Annotated in this window: 24 protein-coding genes and 1 riboswitch; of the genes, 10 read left to right on the top strand and 14 right to left on the bottom strand. The window is 30.9% G+C overall.

What is annotated here, in order from left to right; translation table 11 throughout:
• Positions 1-157 precede the first annotated feature (157 nt).
• The 9 genes from chvE to ACJAX4_RS12620 form a co-directional block, all read right to left on the bottom strand.
• Positions 158-1,240, bottom strand: coding sequence for a multiple monosaccharide ABC transporter substrate-binding protein (chvE, locus tag ACJAX4_RS12660; RefSeq protein ID WP_435789820.1), 1,083 nt, complete (start codon positions 1,238-1,240; stop codon positions 158-160).
• A 93-nt stretch (positions 1,241-1,333) separates the two neighbouring features.
• Positions 1,334-2,647, bottom strand: a complete 1,314-nt coding sequence (gene xylA / locus ACJAX4_RS12655) for a xylose isomerase (RefSeq protein WP_435789819.1) — start codon at positions 2,645-2,647, stop codon at positions 1,334-1,336.
• Positions 2,648-2,777: 130 nt separating this feature from the next.
• On the bottom strand, positions 2,778-3,401 hold the full coding sequence (thiE, locus tag ACJAX4_RS12650; protein ID WP_435789818.1) for a thiamine phosphate synthase: 624 nt from the start codon (positions 3,399-3,401) through the stop codon (positions 2,778-2,780).
• Entirely contained in the window at positions 3,379-4,227 is an 849-nt protein-coding gene (gene thiM, locus ACJAX4_RS12645) for a hydroxyethylthiazole kinase (RefSeq protein ID WP_435789817.1), read from the bottom strand. Before thiM ends, thiE begins: the two co-directional genes overlap by 23 nt.
• Entirely contained in the window at positions 4,206-5,420 is a 1,215-nt protein-coding gene (gene cytX / locus ACJAX4_RS12640) for a putative hydroxymethylpyrimidine transporter CytX (protein ID WP_435789816.1), read from the bottom strand. The genes thiM and cytX overlap by 22 nt, the downstream gene beginning before the upstream one ends.
• Positions 5,413-6,237 carry a bifunctional hydroxymethylpyrimidine kinase/phosphomethylpyrimidine kinase gene (gene thiD, locus ACJAX4_RS12635; protein WP_435789815.1) on the bottom strand — a complete coding sequence of 275 codons (825 nt, stop codon included), beginning with the start codon at positions 6,235-6,237 and terminating at the stop codon, positions 5,413-5,415. Before thiD ends, cytX begins: the two co-directional genes overlap by 8 nt.
• A gap of 101 nt (positions 6,238-6,338) precedes the next feature.
• A riboswitch (TPP riboswitch) is annotated at positions 6,339-6,450 on the bottom strand.
• A 59-nt stretch (positions 6,451-6,509) separates the two neighbouring features.
• Positions 6,510-7,073, bottom strand: a complete 564-nt coding sequence (locus tag ACJAX4_RS12630) for a class I SAM-dependent methyltransferase (protein WP_435789814.1) — start codon at positions 7,071-7,073, stop codon at positions 6,510-6,512.
• The gene (locus ACJAX4_RS12625) at positions 7,066-7,602 is read right to left on the bottom strand and encodes a 4Fe-4S binding protein (protein ID WP_435789813.1); all 537 of its coding nucleotides are present in this window, start codon (positions 7,600-7,602) and stop codon (positions 7,066-7,068) included. Before ACJAX4_RS12625 ends, ACJAX4_RS12630 begins: the two co-directional genes overlap by 8 nt.
• 76 nt (positions 7,603-7,678) lie before the next feature.
• Positions 7,679-8,110: a rhodanese-like domain-containing protein gene (locus tag ACJAX4_RS12620; RefSeq protein WP_435789812.1), complete on the bottom strand. Its 432-nt coding sequence runs from the start codon at positions 8,108-8,110 to the stop codon at positions 7,679-7,681.
• Between the two features lie 202 nt (positions 8,111-8,312).
• Between ACJAX4_RS12620 and ACJAX4_RS12615 the strand changes: the two genes are divergently transcribed.
• Together ACJAX4_RS12615 and aspD are read left to right on the top strand one after the other, a co-directional pair.
• A complete protein-coding gene (locus ACJAX4_RS12615) occupies positions 8,313-8,753 on the top strand; it encodes a hypothetical protein (protein WP_435789811.1) in 441 nt (146 codons plus the stop codon).
• A 154-nt stretch (positions 8,754-8,907) separates the two neighbouring features.
• Complete coding sequence (gene aspD / locus ACJAX4_RS12610) at positions 8,908-10,539, top strand: aspartate 4-decarboxylase (RefSeq protein ID WP_435789810.1); 1,632 nt, start codon at positions 8,908-8,910, stop codon at positions 10,537-10,539.
• A gap of 67 nt (positions 10,540-10,606) precedes the next feature.
• On the opposite strand, the gene ACJAX4_RS12605 is transcribed toward aspD, so the two are convergent.
• The gene (locus ACJAX4_RS12605; protein WP_435789809.1) at positions 10,607-11,191 is read right to left on the bottom strand and encodes a 50S ribosomal protein L25; all 585 of its coding nucleotides are present in this window, start codon (positions 11,189-11,191) and stop codon (positions 10,607-10,609) included.
• 447 nt (positions 11,192-11,638) lie between these two features.
• On the opposite strand from ACJAX4_RS12605, the gene ACJAX4_RS12600 reads away from it, so the two are divergent.
• From ACJAX4_RS12600 to ACJAX4_RS12585, 4 genes are all read left to right on the top strand, one after another.
• Entirely contained in the window at positions 11,639-12,742 is a 1,104-nt protein-coding gene (locus tag ACJAX4_RS12600; RefSeq protein WP_435789808.1) for an AI-2E family transporter, read from the top strand.
• 151 nt (positions 12,743-12,893) lie between these two features.
• Positions 12,894-13,271, top strand: coding sequence for a GntR family transcriptional regulator (locus ACJAX4_RS12595; protein WP_435789807.1), 378 nt, complete (start codon positions 12,894-12,896; stop codon positions 13,269-13,271).
• On the top strand, positions 13,264-13,959 hold the full coding sequence (locus ACJAX4_RS12590; protein WP_435789806.1) for an ABC transporter ATP-binding protein: 696 nt from the start codon (positions 13,264-13,266) through the stop codon (positions 13,957-13,959). The genes ACJAX4_RS12595 and ACJAX4_RS12590 overlap by 8 nt, the downstream gene beginning before the upstream one ends.
• Positions 13,959-14,702, top strand: coding sequence for a hypothetical protein (locus tag ACJAX4_RS12585; protein ID WP_435789805.1), 744 nt, complete (start codon positions 13,959-13,961; stop codon positions 14,700-14,702). The genes ACJAX4_RS12590 and ACJAX4_RS12585 overlap by 1 nt, the downstream gene beginning before the upstream one ends.
• Before the next feature lie 74 nt (positions 14,703-14,776).
• On the opposite strand, the gene ACJAX4_RS12580 is transcribed toward ACJAX4_RS12585, so the two are convergent.
• The gene (locus tag ACJAX4_RS12580; protein WP_435789804.1) at positions 14,777-15,475 is read right to left on the bottom strand and encodes a LiaF transmembrane domain-containing protein; all 699 of its coding nucleotides are present in this window, start codon (positions 15,473-15,475) and stop codon (positions 14,777-14,779) included.
• A gap of 197 nt (positions 15,476-15,672) precedes the next feature.
• On the opposite strand from ACJAX4_RS12580, the gene ACJAX4_RS12575 reads away from it, so the two are divergent.
• A complete protein-coding gene (locus ACJAX4_RS12575; RefSeq protein ID WP_435789803.1) occupies positions 15,673-15,879 on the top strand; it encodes a hypothetical protein in 207 nt (68 codons plus the stop codon).
• Between the two features lie 182 nt (positions 15,880-16,061).
• Positions 16,062-16,286 carry a hypothetical protein gene (locus ACJAX4_RS12570; protein ID WP_435789802.1) on the top strand — a complete coding sequence of 75 codons (225 nt, stop codon included), beginning with the start codon at positions 16,062-16,064 and terminating at the stop codon, positions 16,284-16,286.
• 70 nt (positions 16,287-16,356) lie between these two features.
• Here ACJAX4_RS12570 and ACJAX4_RS12565 read toward each other — a convergent pair whose 3' ends face one another.
• Positions 16,357-16,908 (bottom strand): GNAT family N-acetyltransferase, encoded by a 552-nt coding sequence (locus tag ACJAX4_RS12565; RefSeq protein ID WP_435789801.1) that lies wholly within the window; start codon positions 16,906-16,908, stop codon positions 16,357-16,359.
• Between the two features lie 79 nt (positions 16,909-16,987).
• Positions 16,988-17,905, bottom strand: a complete 918-nt coding sequence (locus tag ACJAX4_RS12560) for a DUF2156 domain-containing protein (RefSeq protein ID WP_435789800.1) — start codon at positions 17,903-17,905, stop codon at positions 16,988-16,990.
• Between the two features lie 248 nt (positions 17,906-18,153).
• Here ACJAX4_RS12560 and ACJAX4_RS12555 point away from each other — a divergent pair, with 248 nt between their 5' ends.
• Positions 18,154-18,858, top strand: a complete 705-nt coding sequence (locus tag ACJAX4_RS12555; RefSeq protein ID WP_435789799.1) for a cytochrome c biogenesis CcdA family protein — start codon at positions 18,154-18,156, stop codon at positions 18,856-18,858.
• Between the two features lie 17 nt (positions 18,859-18,875).
• On the top strand, positions 18,876-19,457 hold the full coding sequence (locus tag ACJAX4_RS12550; protein ID WP_435789798.1) for a TlpA family protein disulfide reductase: 582 nt from the start codon (positions 18,876-18,878) through the stop codon (positions 19,455-19,457).
• An 81-nt stretch (positions 19,458-19,538) separates the two neighbouring features.
• Here ACJAX4_RS12550 and ACJAX4_RS12545 read toward each other — a convergent pair.
• On the bottom strand, positions 19,539-19,782 hold a 244-nt coding region (locus ACJAX4_RS12545), incomplete at its 5' end, for an ATP-binding protein (RefSeq protein ID WP_435789797.1).

Below are 19,782 nucleotides of genomic sequence, written 5' to 3'. Positions count from 1 at the left end.
ACATCGTCAAGAGCTTTAACGCCTGGGAAAATCTTAGTTATATTTTTCATTTCAAGAATAGTGTCAGACATGCGACATTCAACTCCTTACATTTAGTTAAAAATTTAGTGATGGCTTTAACACCACCACTAAATTTAACTTTTAGACTTCTAATTTATTATTTAAGATCCTCTTCTGTGTAATATCCACTTTCAAGTAACATTTCTTTGTAATTTGTTTTATCAACAACAACTGGATCACAAAGGAATGAAGGAACTATTTTAGATCCAGTATCATAAGTCTCTGTGTCATTAACTACTGGTGTTTCACCGGCCAAAACAGCGTCTGCCATTTCAGCAGCTTTAGCAGCTAGTACTCTTGTATCTTTAAATATCGAAGATGTCTGTTCTCCTGCAATTATAGATTTAACAGATGCAACTTCACAATCTTGACCTGTGGTTATTGGCATAGGTTGTGATGCTGATCCATATCCAACACCTTTTAAGGATGATATAATACCAATAGCAACACTATCGTTTGGTGATAATACTGCATCAACCTTTTCTGTTGTATAGTTTGCGCTTAATATATTATCCATTCTTGCCTGAGCAGTAGCTCCGTCCCATCTTAAAGTACCAACCTGAGCGTAATCTGTTTGTCCACTTTTTACAACTAATTTACCTGAAGTAATATATGGTTGTAAAATTGACATTGCTCCATTAAAAAAGAATTTTGCATTATTATCATCTGGTGAACCCGCAAATAATTCAATGTTAAATGGACCTTTGCCATCTTTTAATCCGAGTGATTCTTCAATAGCTCCTGCTTGAAGAACACCAACTTTGAAATTATCAAAGGTTGCATAGTAATCTACGAAAGCAGTTTTTGTAATTAAACGATCATATGATATAACCGGAATATCAGCATCATGAGCTTGCTTTAGTACATCAGTTAATGCTGTTCCATCGACTGCAGCAATTACTAAAACGTCTGCACCTTTAGTAATCATATTCTCAATTTGATTTATTTGATTAGGCACATTATTGTCAGCATATTGTAAATCAGTTTCATATCCTAATGCCTCTAATGATTCAACCATATTATTTCCATCATTAATCCATCTTTGTAATGTTTTTTCAGGCATTGCTATACCTGCTATTTTACCATTAGTTTCCGTATTTTCTTTAGGTGTTGATGAACCACACGCGGTTAGTCCAAATACCATTGATACTACCATTAGAACGGATAAAATCTTTTTCATTTTTATTCCCCCTCGAAATTAATTATTTATAATATTCTGTTTATTTTTATTACATATAGAGACATCTTGTTTGTCTCTATATGTAAATTAGTCCTAATCTAAAATATATCTGTTTAATAGTGCTTCAAGCATCTCTTGATGACCGGACTTATTTGCTAAAGTTTTGTTATCTAATGCATACTTTTCTAGTTCATTAAATCCAACCTTGCCTTCTAATATATCTTTTCCTATACCCTCGCTAAAGCTTGAATACCTATCCTCTATAAAATCCTCTAGTTCTCCACTTGCTAATAATTTACGAGCTACTTTAAATCCTTTTGCAAATGTATCCATTCCAGCGATGTGGGAATAAAACAAATCTATTGCTTCAAATGAAGCTCTTCTTGTTTTTGCATCAAAGTTAAGTCCACCGCTATGGAGTCCACCATTCTTTATGATTTCGTACATTGCAAGTGTTGCTGTCCGAATATCTGTAGGGAATTGATCTGTGTCCCATCCAAGCTGTGCATCTCCTTGGTTTGCATCTACACTTCCAAGAACACCATTTACTCTTGCTAAATGAAGTTCATGTTCAAAAGTATGTCCAGCTAAAGTAGCATGGTTCGCTTCTATGTTCATTTTAAAATGTTTATCTAGATCATATTTTCTTAAAAAACCAAGTACTGAAGCTACATCGTAATCATATTGGTGTTTTGTTGGTTCCATTGGCTTAGGCTCAATTAAAAATTGTCCAGTAAATCCGATTTCTTTTGCATAATCTACTGCCATATGGAAAAATCTAGCAAGGTTATCTTGTTCAAGGCCCATATCAGTATTTAACAGTGTTTCATAACCTTCTCGTCCGCCCCAGAAGACATAATTCTGTCCGCCCATTAATTTTGTTACTTCTAAAGCTTTTTTAGTTTGAGCCGCTGCATATGCAAAAACATCTGCATTTGATGAGGATGCTGCTCCATGAACAAATCTAGGATTACTAAACAGATTTGCAGTTCCCCATAAAAGTTTTATTCCAGTTTTTTCTGAAAGCTCTTTTGCAAGTGAAACGATTACATCTAGATTATTATTAGTTTCTGTAAGGTCTGCGCCTTCTGGTGCAATATCTCTATCATGAAAACAAAAGTAACCTATTCCTAATTTTTCTGCAAATTCAAAATTAGCATGGATTCTAGCTTTTGCAAGTTCCATTCCACTCAAATCATCCCAGCTTCTTTGCATAGTTGGCATTCCGAATGGATCATTTCCACCAGCTGTGAAAGTGTGCCAATAAGCTACTGCAAAACGTAAATGCTCTTTCATTGTCTTTCCATCAATAATCTCATCCGCGTTATAATGTTTATAGGCTAAAGGATTTTTAGAATCCTTACCTTCATATTCTACTTTTTTTATGTCACTGAAAAATTCATTCATATTACGACCCCCTAATTATTTTATATTTGTAGTATACCACTTCCTAAATACTTTTTAAAGTGGTTTTATAAAATAATTTTAAAAAGTTCTACATGAAATAAAAAGGTACCTAATATATGCTAACGCATGGCTAATTTGCTAATATAAATAGTTTTTCTGCAGCCGTCTTAGCATTTTTTTTAGATAGAATAGCTGAAACTACAGCTATTCCATCGATATTTGCGGTTAATAATAGCTCTACGTTTTTTTCATTAATTCCACCAATAGCAACTACTGGAATAGAAATCCCCTCTTTTATTTCTTTTAAGCAAAGCACTGTAACCGCTTTTGCATCATCCTTAGTCGTTGTGGGGAACATTGCTCCAACTCCCACATAATCTGCCCCATCCTTTTCTGCTTTTTGAGCCTCTTCTAATGTAGACGCCGACACACCTATTATTTTGTTATTTCCAATAATACTTCTTGCAATAGCCGCAGGCATATCATTTTGCCCAAGATGTACACCATCACAACCTATAGCAAGCGCAATGTCAATTCTGTCGTTTATTATTAATGGTATTTTATACTTATCAGTTATGCTTTTAATTTTTACTGCAATATTATAAAATTCAAGTGTGCCTATTCTCTTTTCTCTAAGTTGAACTACTGTAACCCCGCCTTTTATTGCTTCCAAAACTCCAGTGTATATATCTGTATCCATTACCACATCTCTATCAGTAACAAGATAAAGGCTATAATCTATGTTTTTCTTCATCTATCTTACCCCTTTTCATTATTTCATCATTAGATAAATTATAAATAGCATCTAGTATTTTAACTTTTAATGTTCCGGTACCATCTGTACTTTTATCTAAACCTTCATAAGCTATTTCTCCTGCAATACCCATAGAAACAATCCCTGCGAGTGCTGCTATTAAATTATTCTCTCCTGCTCCCAAATAAGATCCTATAAGTGATGTACACATGCATCCTGTACCTGTAACCTTAGACATTATTTTATGTCCATTTGACGATGCGAAAAGAGTTTTACCATCTGTAATAATGTCAACTTCCCCGGTTATTGCCACCACAGTATTGAGTTTACTTGCTAAACCAACTGCCATTTCCTTTTCTCGCATAAGTTCGTTACCATTATAAGAAACATTCACGCAGGCATCCACACCTTTTGTTTTCGTTTCAATACCAGAAAGTGTTTTTATTTCAGATAAATTCCCTCTAATAACCGCAAGTTTCACTTCATTAATAATCTTTATAGCAGTTTCTGTTCTATAAGATGTAGCCCCTGCTCCAACAGGATCGAGGATAACAGGAATATTTAGTTCATTTGCTCTTTTCCCTGCAGTAATCATAGATTTTACAGTTGTGATGTTTAATGTCCCTATGTTTATAACAAGTGCTGAGGCGAGTCCTACCATATCACAAACCTCATTAATATCTTCCGCCATAACAGGTGCCCCCCCTATAGCAAGTGTAATATTTGCACAATCATTAACCGTGACATAGTTAGTTATATGATGTACTAAAGGATTTTTAACCTTCACATTATTTAATAATTCTATTATTTTTTTATTAGTTTCCATTTCGACGTCACCCTCCAACTTATTATATATATAAATCCTGTAATAATCATAACTGGTACCGTAGCTCCTAGTATTGAATCAAGTTTTATAAAGCTATAGTAAGTTACTATCCCTATAATCCATACAATAACCGCACCAAAGTTTACAAGTACACTAGGATTAAGTTTTGTATTTTTCTTAATTATAAAATAATCAGTAATTAAAATTGCAAATAATGGTGCAAATACTGAACCTATGGCATATAAAAAGCTCTGATAATTTTCTATAGGGAGCATTATTGCAGCTAACGTTCCAATAACTGTCATAATAATCCCGACTCTTTTTTCACCGAACTTTGGCATAATATTTAAAAAAGAGACTCCCGCTGAATACACATCTAAAAATGTAGTAGTTACCGTGGAAAGTATTACTATTCCTAAAGCTGTAATTCCTAAATTTGCAGCTAGCATCATAGCTGATGGTTCTGCATTATTAGAAATAATAGCAGCCCCTAGTCCTATAATATACATCCATGAACTTCCTAAAAAATAACCTATAAAGCTTCCATAGGCTCCAACTTTTTCGCTTTTTGCAAATCTAGTATAATCTGCAATTAAAGGTAGCCAAGAAAGAGGCATAATTATACTGAGCTCCAGTGCTCCTCCAAATGACATGCCATCATTGCTTGCTTTTGTTAGTAATGTTTTTTCCTTTAAGATAATTGTCCCTAACACCAAAGTAAGTATAAAAAGCAAAGATACTGCTGTAATATTTAATTTTTTCATACCTGCCTTTCCAAAATAAAGCCACAACATTGTAAGTATCCCTATAAACATAGTACATACTAAAACATTGTTAAAATTCCATAAGCTCTGAGTTATTGCGTTTACAGAACTAGCAGCAGATTGTATCATAACTGCTGTCCAACCAATTAGCTGAAGTATATTTAATAATGAAAATAAATAAGAACCATATACTCCAAAAGAAATACTTGTGGATGTTATCGATGGCACTTTTTCTCTAGTACCAATAATTCCTCCTAGAATCAATATTCCCGTGCCAATTAGGTGACCGAGTAAAATCACTATTAACCCTATTTTAAATCCTAATGGTGCAATTAGACCTCCCGTCATAATTTCAGCAATGGATACCGCAGCTCCAAACCATAAAAATACAAAAGTCCAAAAACCTAGCTTTTCATTATCTTTAATCATTTGCTATCCCTGCTTTCTTATATAATTCATAAAAGTGATTGGTAGGTCCAACACCGTGCCCAATGTCCAATGAATGCTTTATTGCAATTGTTATATACTGTTTTGCATTTTTTATTGCATCCTTCATGCTAAGACCAAGTGCCAAATTTGCAGTTATGGCAGAAGATAGAGTGCATCCCGTTCCATGAGTGTTTTTTGTATGTATTCTATCTGATGAAAAATGTGTAATTAAAGCTCCGTCATAAAACACATCCACTGCTTCTCCCGTCATATGCCCACCCTTTAAAAGCACATTTCCACATCCTAGCTTGTACATTTCCTTTGCTGCACTTTCCATATGCTCCACTGTTTCAATGTGCGCAATATCAGAATTTACTTCGAGTAAAATTTCCTCAGCCTCTGGTACGTTTGGCGTAATAAGTGATGCTAGCGGAATTAATTTTTTAATCAATGCTGATTTTGATTCTGGTTTTAGAAGTGAATAACCACTTTTAGAAATCATTACAGGATCAAGTGCTATAATACTCGGCTTGTATAGTTTTAATTTCTCACTTATTGCATCAATAGTTGAAATGCTAGATACCATACCGATTTTAACCGCATCTACAACTATATCTGTAAAAATGGCATCTATTTGTGCCTTAATAATTACCTCGTCTAAGTCTCGAGCTTCAAAAACTCCCATGGTATTCTGTGCCGTTATAGCTGTTATAACACTCATTCCATATACCCCATTTGCACTAAAGCTTTTTAAATCAGCTTGTATGCCTGCTCCTCCACAGCTGTCTGAACCTGCTATAGTTAAAACTTTTTTCATTTATTATTCCCCTTTTATATTATTTAAAAAATAACGCAAAAAAACACAAACCCATAGGATTTGTGTTTAAATTACCATGCTATATAAAAATATACATATATAATACGCCCTTAAACAACTTCCTACGCTGGCATTATCCAGTTCAGGTTATTAGGGTTAAAGAATTACAGTTCTTAATCTCAGTTGGCTCATCCAACTCCCCTGTGCTTGGTTATTCTTTTTTGGTTTATGATATTATAATAACATAACATAGTTTTAATCACAATTTATATTTATTGTTTTTCGAGTCTTAAGCCATAATGATTAGGAGATACATTTACACTTTCAATTGTTCTAAATCCTGATTTACTACACAATTCCATCATTTCTTCTATAGAAATTCTCTCGTTAATAGACGGTCCCATATCCATTTCTTTTTTATCCCAGTCTATTATTAAAAAATAACCATCATCTTTTAGTACTCTTTTAACTTCATTAAAGTATCTTGCTTTGTCTAAAACCTCGTGAATAACATTGCTTATAAGTACATATTTAAAGCTATTATCTTTTACTGGAAAATAATATTCTTCGCTTGTTATAAATTCTATATTATTAATTCCTACTGCTTTTTCCCTTGCAAAATCTAAAATCTCTGGAACTATATCTAGTCCTATAACTTTATTATTTATAAGAAGTTTTGAAGCTGGTTCAGTAAAATAACCTATACCACACCCCACATCTAATAGTGCACCATTATCCTCAATTTTAAATTTCAAAAGTGTTTCTTCCGGAGGCATTGTCCTTCTTCTTTCTGGATTATCTAATTTTTCTATATTCTTTATATTAAATTTATGCATTTAATCCCTTCCTCTGTTTCTTATTTTTTTTACTAATGACCATATCTGATATTGTATTTACAGGGCATATGGTACACCAGGTTCTAGGACTATACTTAAAAGCAAGAATCATCCCTATAACAGTACTAGTAAACATCATAGAATAAACCCTAAAGGATAAGTGTACTGCCCAATTTGGTATAAAACTTATATTTAATAACTGAGGCATATTCCATGGAAGTTGAAATGCAATCATAAATCTCACTTTTTCCATTGGTTCTATTCTACCATTAAAAACCATTATTGTTGACATAAATAGTAGAAATAAATTAAAACCAAAATAAATTAATAAATATTCTTTTGCATCGCCTTTTGTCAGCCATTTAGGTGCGATTTTCAAAGACTTATTTTTAAATAATACTGTAAACAAATTTGCTCTTGGACAATAATTTTGACACCATGTCTTCTTACCGTTCTTTGCTAATAATATAAATGGAACAATCATGCATGCAAAACCAAGCCATGCAAAAAATAATATTAAAAAATCCAAGCGCGAAAAATAGTATAGTTAATATGTACAAGTTATTTACCCATTTTTTATTCATAATAAATATCCTTTCCAAAAGTTACTTTACAACCTCATATGGCCAGTCAGCTATTCCTCCTAAATTATATACATTTTTATATCCTTGCTCCACTAATATATTATCTGCAGCAAGACTTCTGCTTCCGCTTCTGCAATATGTGAATATAATTGCCTCCTTATCCACAAGGTTTTTCTCTGCCTCCTCCGCAAGAGTATCTACAGGCATTAGTATAGACTTTTCTATGTGACCAGCTTCATATTCTTCCTTTGTTCTTACATCTAAAACTATAATTTCATTTTCACTATCAAGCCTCTTCTTAGCCTCTTCTGGGGTTATATTGTTAATGCTCTTTTTTAAGGATTCAGTTGTAGCTACATTATTGCTTTTATTGCTACAGCCCGAAAATACTCCCAGCAAAAAGATGGTAGCTATTAAAAAAATTGTACTTTTAGCCTTTAATTTTATACCCACTGTTAATCCTCCTTAACCTATATAGACATTAAATCACTTTTAATAAAATTTTTATAAATAATATTAGCAATAGGATTTTCGAGAATTTTTAATCAAATACAAATATCCCAATCTTTTCATCTATATTAAAAGCAAAAATGGGTAAACTAGAAAATGTACTAGATACATGAAGTATAAATTATATATTAGGAGGAGATTTCTTATGAATAATAACAGTGTAGAAGAAACAAAAAAATTAAATGAACAATCGAGAGCCAATGCAGGTGCAAGTTCTAGTGCTAAATCAAATGCTGGAATGACTAGCAGTACAAGTGGTGCTCCTTTAGAAGAAACAAAAAAATTAAATGAACAATCAAGAGCTAATGCAGGTGCAAGTTCTAATGCTAAATCAAATGCTGGAATGACTAGTAGTACCAGTGGTGCTCCTTTAGAAGAAACAAAAAAATTAAATGAACAATCGAAAGCTAATGCAGGTGCAACAAATGCTGGAATGACTAGTAGTACTGGTAGTGCTCCTTATGCATCTGGTATGTCTAGCGTTTCTAATTCGTATGGTATGTCTAGCAGCACTAATGATTCTGCTTTAGAAGAAACAAAGAAATTAAATAAACAATCAGAAGCAAATAAAGGTAACAGTAAATAATAATTTTTAGGGTAGGATAATCCTGCCCTATTTACTTTATACATAATTCCAATTGTTTTTTAGTTATTTAACTATCTTTTATTATTTTAGTCCTAATAATATAATGATTATTGTACTAAGAATAAGACATTTAAAATAGGAAAGGTGCAATATAATGAAAATTTATAATTCTGAACGTAAAGAAATTGAAAATATATATGGTAAGGTCAGTCCCTTTGAACTTAAAGACAAGTTAATAAGCCTTGCAGAAGAATCCAATAAGAATAGTACACAATCTTTACTGGATGCAGGCCGCGGTAATCCAAACTGGATTGCAGCTACTCCTAGGGACTCTTTCTTTACCTTCGGCCATTTTGCTGTAGAAGAATCTAGAAAAGAGTGGAATGATAATGATTTAGCTGGCATGCCAAAAAAACAAGGTATTTTTAGGAATTTTATGGGCTTTGCGAAAAATCACCGTGATTCTCCTGGTATAGAACTTCTTAACAAAATGATTAATTATGGTATAACAGTAAAAGGTTTTGATGCAGATGCGTGGGTGCATGAACTAGTAGATGGAATTATTGGTGACAATTATCCTCAGCCTGATAAAATGCTTGGACATATTGAAAGCGTAGTCAACGATTATCTTATTAAAGAATTATGTTACAATAAACCTCTTGTACAAAAATTCAATTTATTTGCTGTTGAAGGTGCCACAGCAGGAATGTGCTATATATTTGATTCCCTAATTGCAAATAACATTTTATCAAAGGGTGATAAGATTGCACTTATGTCACCGATTTTCACACCATACCTTGAAATTCCTCATTTACCCAGGTATGATTTTGAAGTAGTTGATATATTAGCAAGCGAACTTTCTGAAGACGGTACACATACTTGGCAGTACCCATTAGAAGAAATAGAGAAGCTTCAGGATACATCTATAAAAGCACTGTTTATAGTTAATCCAAGCAATCCACCATCTGTTGCAATGAATATAGAGACCGTTTATCTGCTAAAAGAAATTGTAAATATAAACAATCCTAATTTGATGATTATTTCAGATGATGTATATGGTACTTTTGTAGATGACTTTCACTCCTTAATGGCAGACTTACCTTATAATACAATAGGAGTTTATTCATTTTCAAAATATTTTGGTGTAACAGGGTGGCGACTTGGAACTATTGCGCTACATGAAGAAAATGTATTTGATAAATTGCTAAAAGAACAGGATGAAGAAAAAAAAGAAAGAGCAAGAATACGATATGGTGCACTTTCTATAAATCCGGATGAAATTCCTTTCATTGATAGGATTGTTGCAGATAGCCGTCAAGTAGCTTTAAATCACACCGCTGGCTTATCAACTCCACAACAAGTTCAAATGGCATTTTTCTCATTGTTTGCATTAATTGATGAAGATGATAGGTATAAAAAACTGACAAAACAAATTTGTAGACAACGTAAAAAACTATTATGTGACAATTTAGGAATACAGTTAAAGAATGACCCGTATGATGCTTCCTATTATACTCAATTCGATTTATTAGAGTGGGCTAAAAATAATTACAATGATGATTTCATGAATTATTTAAAGGAAAATTATAAACCTGTGGATATCCTTTTAAAATTAGCAGAGCAATCTTCTATAGTACTACTCAGTGGAAATGGCTTTCATGGCCCTGAATGGTCTATTAGAATATCTCTTGCCAATTTAAATAATGAATCTTATTCTACAATCGGAAAAGTAATTCGAGAAATTTTAGAAGAATATGTTGCCAAATGGAAAATATCTAATAACTAAAAAGTATCTAGTCTCAAAGTTGAGACTAGATACTTTTAAATTTGCTTTTCTATGTCATTTGCTTTTCTTAAGCTTCAACTACAGGTTCATCAATAACTTCTTCAGCTTGTTCTTTCTTTGCTACTACAGCTGCGTAAACTTCATCTTCTTCATCTGTAACTTTAATTTTTCCATCTAAAACAAAATCTTTTATTGTTACTGAATCTCCGAATTTTTTATCTGCTACATCAACAGTTACATAATCTGGCATTACAGCCATTGTTCCAAAAACATCTATTTCAGTTTTATAAACCTTTAACTCAAGTAAATTATCTATAAGATTTTCTTCACCCTTAAAAGTAATAGGCAATTGCAATTTAACTTCATGCTCAAGTGAAACGATTTGTAAGTCTATATGGGTAATATTTGCTGATACAGGGTGTCTTTGAATTTCTTTAACAAATCCAAATTTTTTTTCTTCTCCGTATTTAACCCATACTTTCGCATTAGAACCATGTTTTTTAAGGATTCTTATTAGTGGTTCTACCTCGATTTTAACAGATATTGGTTCTTTAATTTTATCTCCATAAATTACACCTGCAATAAAACCTTCTTCGTTAAATTTTTTCTTTGTTAGAATTCTTTCAAATGCATCTAAAGTTGTTGGATTCATATTAATTCTCTCCTCTAGGCTTATTAAGCCATTCGTTTATTTTTTTCATACACATGTTACCAATACTAATTAGTAGTTTTACTTTAAACTTGAAATTAATTTTATTATTTTTAATCAACACAACCATAAAAGTTAATATGTATAATTATAAACATTAAAAGATAACCTAAACTATATAGCCATCTGTGCTCACATCGTAAATATATATATTAGATTCTTATATCATATCTATTAGTTTTTTTTAATAAAAAATAGCATCATTATTCAAAAGGTAACATTAGTATTTAAAACATAATAGTATTATATCACATATTAACACATATTATCACTTATTAACAAACAGCATTTATATTCTACCACACTAATTACTTAAACTATAATAAAACTCTTCAAATAATTCCTTTAAACTGCTATAATTATAAATAAATATATATTGGGGGAATCAAATTGGTCGAATATAAAAAAATACCGTATATAAAATTTATACCTACGATTTTAATCACTTTTCTTCTTTTTAGACTAGTGAATAACATTGAAAATATAGGATCAATAGTACATAAAACTTCTTCTTTACTTAGTTTTTTTATTTGGGGTTTCGTTATTGCATACCTACTTAATCCACTTATGGTTTATATTGAAAATCGAACGAAAATAAAAAGATTTTATAACATAAGTATAATTTATACTGTTCTTATAGGTATAATTATTTTAATAGTAACTTTGATTACTCCTAGCATCATTAAAAGTGGTTTAGACTTATTTGCTAATATTCCAATATTTGCAAATAAAGCATATAATTTATCTATTAGTTTTCTATCTAAAAACGAATTATTAAATAACTTCGATATTAGCACTCATTTAAAAAATTACCTCAATAATTTCAATAGTGATATATCTACATATTTTGCCCCAGGTTTACAAATTATAATTGATAAAATAATGATTTTAAGTTCTTTCTTTATTAAATTAATGTCTGGCATCGTAATTTCAATTTATTTTTTAGCAGACAAAGAATCTATTATTTATAATTTAAAAAAATTTATTTATGCTATTTTAAGTGAATCCCATGCTATCGTGCTAGTTGATTTTGGAAAAATAGTTCATACTACTGTAAGCAAATATTTTGTAGGGAAAATTATTACATCTATTATTTTTGGTTGTATGACTTTCATAGGATTTTTGATATTAAAAGTACCCTATCCCCTACCTTTTAGTTTGTTTATCGGTGTATCAAATATGATTCCTTACTTTGGAAATATTATAGGCATGATTCCTGCTGTTATAATAACACTATTCTTTAGTCCAATGAAATCTGTAGAGTTAATTCTATTCATTGTAACCTTAAGTAATATAGATGGATGGTTCATATCGCCAAAAATTATTGGCGATAAGGTTGGTCTTAGTCCAATACTCATCATATTTGGGCTGGTTCTCGGCGGAGGACTTTTCGGAATTTGGGGAATGTTACTTGGAATTCCGGCTATAGCCTTAGTTAAGATGTTACTAGATGATTTTATGAACAAAAGCCTTAAAAATAAACAAATTGAATAGTAATAAGGATAAGGATATGCAAAAGTGTGTCCTTATTCTTTTTGAAATATTTAATGTTAAAAGAAAAAAACTTATTGACAGTACCATACAACTAGTGTACTATTTGATTAATACACTACAACACAGATACAATAGTGAAAGAGGTGAATTTATGGACATAAACTTTGATGATAGAATGCCTATATATCTTCAAATTATGGACCTCATAAAAAAGGACATTGTGACATGCAAATTAAAATGCGGAGACAAACTGCCCTCCGTTCGTGAAATGTCTACTAATTTAAAGGTTAATCCAAATACTCTTCAAAGAGCCTATCAGGAATTAGAGAGATTAGAAATAGTTTATACACAAAGGGGAATGGGTACATTTGTATCAGATGATATTACTATGGTTAAAGAATTAAAAATGGAAATGGCACAGAAAATCGTCGATTCTTTCATATCTCAAATGAAGAGTTTAGACTTTAATGAAAATGAAATAATTAGTACTATTAATTTAAAAATTAAGGAGGGTAAAAATAATGGATAATATATTAGAAATAGAAAGTTTATCCAAGTCATATTTCAAAAACAAAGCATTAAACGAAGTGACTTTAAATGTTAAGCCTGGTAGTGTTCTCGGTCTTTTAGGGCCTAATGGAAGTGGAAAAACCACCTTTTTAAAAATAATTGCAGGCATTCTTAATCCATCTTCTGGTAAAGTTTTAATAGATGGTCACATTCCTGGGGTTTATACCAAAGCTATTGTTTCCTATTTACCTGATAATGAATATCTTCTAAAATGGATGAAAATAAAAGATGCCATTAAATATTTTAAGGATTTCTACAATGATTTTGATGAAAAAAGAGCCTATGAATTACTAGAATTTATGAAACTTGATGCGAACAGTAGTGTTAAAAGTCTTTCAAAGGGAATGAAAGAAAAACTAAAACTTACATTGGTACTTTCACGAAAAGCAAAACTATATGTACTAGATGAACCACTTGGCGGTGTAGATCCTGTAGCTCGCGAAAAAATATTAGATTCAATAATTAGCAGCTTTAGTGAGGATAGCGCAATGATTATTACCACTCATTTAGTGAATGATATCGAAAGAGTTTTTGACGAAGTTGCTTTCATTTCTGAGGGTGAGATTGTTCTTAAGGGAAATGCAGAAGAATTGAGAACAAGTAGAAATAAGTCTATTGATGAATTATATAGGGAGGTATTTAAATAATGCTTAAGCTTGTAAAATATGAATTAAGAGCAAACCTATTTAATATAATTGGTATTTGCATAACTATTATAGTTGCTAATCTACTACTATTAACAAGAAAAAACGCTTGGGGCGCAGACGTAATAGGAGGCTTATCACTCATCTTAGCTTTTATAGCTATAATTGTAATTTTTATATTTTCACTAAATATTATGAGTAAATATTTGCATAACGACTCTGGTTACCTTCTGTTTACGTTACCACAGTCTGGTGCTTTTATAATACTGTCTAGGCTAATAACTTCATTAATACAAATTACTATTGTAATTTTACTATCTTTGCTTTGTAATTATTTACTTATAGGAGAAGGTGTATCACTGGAATTTTCTAAATACTTCAAAATTTACGGAATGATCATAATTGAATATATTTGGATACTTGTTTCTTTTCTAACTTTTATATACTTTTGCATGATTACAGGTAAAGTAGCCTTTAGAAATAAAAAAATAGGTAAGATAGGTTCATTTGCAGCCTTTATACTACTCCTCTTCCTTTTAGGTTGGATCCAGACAAAAATAAAAATATTATTCCCCCAAACTATAAATCTTACCAATCTTATAGGTTCTACAACAATGGGTGTAAATCAAAAAGATATTCTTTCCTTAGTAGAAATTAACATTGCAAACCGCATTCTAGGAGTATGCACTTTCGCTTTATTTTTTATCTCCGGCGCTTATTTATTAGATAAAAAAGTTGACCTTTAGATTAAAACGTCCTCCTCTAAGTAATTGTATGAATAAAGGTTCGGCATACTACTTGCCGAACCTTTATTCATTACTTAATTATACCTATCTTTGTTTTTTATATCTACTCCACCAAAAGCTACAAAACAATGCAAAGTTAAAACTGGTGCATCTGGATTATCATAATTTTTGCCTCTAGTTTTATTGGACCACCCTCCAAAAATAGGAACACCTTTCACTACAATTTTCCAGTCTGGCGGCACTATTATATTCACTCCGCCAAAAGTAGATGTTACATCTATTCTTGCACCGTTATTTAAAAGAAGAGCATCTCTTAGATCCAAATCAATGCCACCAAAAATAGCAACAAGACTACCACCTCTAAAATTCTTAGATACATTTCTAGTTTTTACGCCTGAAAAAAGTGCTAAATTATCCACCATGTCCTCGTCAATTTCTACTTTACTAAATTCATAGTTTTTTTTAGCTGAATTTCTTGGAACTAACATTGATACCCCAATAGCTATAATTATGCCTGGCCAAAAAAATCTTGCTAGACTAACAGTAATAATATCAAGTTTTCGCATTTGAAATAGTCCACCAAGTACTATTAATACTATTCCTGAGGTTTTAGAAACGGGTTTTCCGCTTAGCTGATTTATTCCAGCCCCTATGAGTATAAGTGGCCACCATGTTGATATTATATTACCCAAACTCCAAAACCCTAATTGTTGTAATAATGCACTAACACCAATTAATATAAAGATGATTCCTAAAAAAACTTTACCTTTCAAAATAATCGCCCCCTGAAAAAATATAGGTACCACCCACGTGGCAGGTGCCATTTATATAACAATAACTTATCCGTTTATTGGTGTCAATATGAATGCAAGTAATGAAATTTAAAATAATTGCTAATTTGCTCTTTTGTATAAATAAAATATTTAATGGGTATTATATTATCAAATAAAATTTTGAAAGGTGGTTCTCTATGAACGATAAGAATTTAGATGGCACAAATATCTTGGAAGATGAATGGGATGAAGCTGATATTTTAAACGATGATTTGTCTAGCATGTCTAACACGTCTAATATGTCTAATATTTTCATGCCTGACACTCCAAACATACTGAGCATTAATAATAATGACATTTCAGAAGACTTTTCCGATTATAACAACCATAATAATAAAGATTAACTAAAATAGCCAAGTTAAATAACTTCGATTAAAAATTTATCCTACTTAATAATACTATTATACCCATTCTTTACTTAACAAATCAATATTTTTTATAAATATTACTTTACAATATGTTTTAGCATAAGCAATTTATATTACGGGCAACATATTAAAATAGAATTAATAAAGGGGTTGTTTTCATGAGCCAAAATAAAAGTATTGTAGCTAAAAATCAAAACTTTATTCCGGGTAGCAAAGGTATTGGCCCTGATGAAGGAAGTTCCATGGCTAGTGGAATTGCAGCAAAGAAGGAAAGCACCATTTCTGCTATCCAAGATAGTAGAAATTCCGAAAATGGATATAAGAATAACGGAAACGCTGGCGTACAGGCTGCAAACCAGCAAGCAACTAAAAATAAAAACTAGGTAGTTTAAATTATTTAAAACGTATTAAACATAAGAACACAGCAGATTATAATCTGCTGTGTTCTTATGTTTATCTTACTTGCATTCCATCCCACTCCGGCCTCAATATTCCATATAAATACATATCATACCGCTTGCCATCTCTATGTATAAATTCTCTATATACCCCTTCTCTTTTGAAGCCTAATCTCTCATATAATTTTATAGCAGGTTCATTGTATTCAAGCACAGTAAGCTCTATTCTATGCAAATTCAGTTCCTCAAAGCCAAAGTCTATAGTAAGTCTAAGAGCTTCTTTTGCATATCCCAGCCCCCTATTTTCCTCATCTCCAATCCCTATATATATTAGGGCAGTCCCATTATTCCAAGATATATTTTCAAATCCTGTAACTCCAACAAGTTCTTTATGTTCGCGGTTTTTAATAGCAAAAATATAAGATGTACTAGATTTTCTTATTTCACTAATTATCTCTTTTACATCTTCATTATCTTTAGGAATTGCACTTACGATATCATAATACCGCATAAATGCTACATCGTTATGCCACTTTTGAATTTCCAAAATATCTTCTTCATTAATAGAAGTAAGCTTTACTTTTTCTCCAATCAAAAGATTTTTCATTATATCACTTCCCTCTAGCTTTATTTATATATTACCTAAGTTACTTAAAAAAAATAGACTAGGCCAGCTAGTCTGTCTTTTATGATGTAACATTACAAAGTTTATTAAAACTAAAAATATACTTTTTTTCTAATTTCAAAGGATGATATGATAATTTAGATTTCCTAAGTCCATCAATTCCTAAATCTTGTTCTCTATTAATTATCTTAACATCACTAAAACACCTGTCAATAAAAGTTTTGTTGATAAAGCTGTAAACACCACTATAACCCATATCTCCTTTTTCTATATGAATTACGGCTAAATCCTTGTTTAATTTTTCACCTAAACTAAAAGCTACTATTTTATTATCTACGTAAACAGCTATGCCCACAGTATTCATAATATCCAAGTTTTTCACAAGATCTTTTATTCCTTGTAGTTCATAAAAAAGCATATAATCATCGTTATTACCCTCATACCACTTTTCTGCAGCTACTATAACGTCTTTTATTACCTCTTCATTTTTAATGTCTTTAACCTCATAATTATAATTTTTTATAAATGAATTATAATGATTCTTTTTCCCATGGAGCTTCTTACCTGATAACTTTATAAGCTTTTCAGCTTCATACAAATAATCAAAATTATCTCTATCTTCTTTTATACAAATACACCTAACATCATCATATATTTGCTTTATTTCTTCCATGAATTCTTCATCAAGATCTTTAAACAAATAATCCATATTGTGTTCTGTCTTATAATCCATTAGTGCTTCTATTAATTCCTTAAGATTTTCTTTACTATAACCTAGCGGTTGCATAAAGTAGTATTTCCCTTCAAAATCTTTTTTCTTTATTATTAATACATCTTTATGAATAGTATAGCAAGTATCACAAGCTTCTCTCCATATATATAAAGTTGTAAAAGAATATTCGCAACTTAAAAATTTATATGGGTTTATAAAATTTTCTAATATATTCTTATCCTCAAGCACAAGTCTTTTAAAAATCATTATATCAACCTTTCCCTTCAATATGAGACATAAATATATTTATCTATTTACATCAATACATCATTATACACTATTCACTAGATTTGTGCAAATAGATTATTTTATTTTTCTATTAACTATTTCCATAATGATTATTTCATAATAATTGTTATTGTATTTTACTATATCATTATATCATGGTATTGTGATATAGTAAACACTAATATAAAATAAAAATATCATTACAATCTTAGGAGGCGTTGCGTACTTTGGACAATATTTCTTTTATACTAGCATTTTCGGCAGGTTTACTATCTTTTTTATCCCCCTGTGTATTACCACTAGTACCTGCGTATATTAGTTACTTAACTGGCACCGCCATTAATGAGTTAGATAATAAAAAAGCTAAGCTTATTATCTTATCTAAATCTTTTGGATTTGTGATTGGTTTTTCCATTATATTTGTTATAATGGGAGCTTCTATAACCACAGTTGGAAAGCTATTTACCGATAATCAAAATATCTTTAGAAAAATCAGCGGAGTTTTAATGATAGTATTTGGTTTTCATACAATGGGTTTATTAAAAATTAAACTACTTTATAGAGAAAAAAGATTTTTCTCCTTTAATAAAGCTAGCGGTAAGTTTGGTCCTATTCTTATGGGAATGGCTTTTGCTGCAGGTTGGACTCCCTGTATTGGACCCATCTTATCATCTATCCTAATGTACGCCAGTAGTTTTGATACTATAGGCAAAGGTATCCTTTTGCTCTATATATATTCATTAGGTCTAGCTGTTCCATTTATATTAACTGCAGTTGCTATAGGTAGCTTTACAAAACACAAAAATACAATTTTCAAATACCTTCCTATAATATCTTATATAAGTGGCATACTGTTAGTAACAATGGGTATTCTTATTTTTACTGATAAAGTAACTAAATTGAGCAACTATCTAAATTTTTTTAATTTTTAATTGATTGGAGGATAATAATGAAAAAACTTATTTTACCATTACTTGTTGTCTTATTATTTGGCATAAGTATTTATACTGTAACTAATTACAATAAAAACAAAGCAAATGATTTAATTATAGCTAAAGAGGAGAAATCAAAGGTAAATAATATAACTCCAGATGTGTATTCCACAAATGAAAATGCTACTTCTGATAAAAAACCAGCTTTAGATTTTAAACTAAAAGATCTAAACGGCAAAGATGTATCTCTTAGTGACTATAAAGGCAAAAAAGTATTTCTAAATTTTTGGGCAAGTTGGTGTCCCCCTTGCAAAGCCGAAATGCCTGATATTGAAAAACTATATAATGAAACTAATGATACTGATTTAGTAATACTTGCTGTAAATGTTGGCGAAATCAAAAGTGACGTAACCTCTTTTCTTAATGACAATAAATACAACTTTACAGTTTTGTTGGATTCAGATCAAAATATAAGTAATCAATATAATATTAAAGGTATTCCAACCTCCTTCTTTATTGATACAGAAGGTAATATTGTTTCAAGTAAAGTTGGCGGCATGTCACTCGACGAAATGAAATCCTATATTAGTAAATTATAAATTTATCACCACTTTAAAATAAAAACCATTAGAAAATTGATATCGATTTTCTAATGGTTTTTTACTTATCTTATCATTATTCTATTTATATATATCTGAGAATTCTATTGATAGATTTTCTTCATAGTTTGTTTCAAATACCTCTCTGTTTTTAAAACTTTTTTCTTCTTGCTCCTTATCAACCTTAATAACTGGCAAGTTAATAATAAATTCACTTCCCATTTCCTCTACACTATTTACAGAAATTTTACCCTCATGCATTTCTACAAGCGACTTTACTAATGCAAGCCCTATACCACTGCCTTCATTCTGCCTTGATGTAGAT

It is taken from the genome of Clostridium sp., from assembly GCF_051278035.1.
Taxonomy (GTDB): domain Bacteria; phylum Bacillota; class Clostridia; order Clostridiales; family Clostridiaceae; genus Clostridium_AD.
Note: the sequence above shows the minus strand (reverse complement) of the source record. Positions and strands in the feature narration are given on the sequence as shown.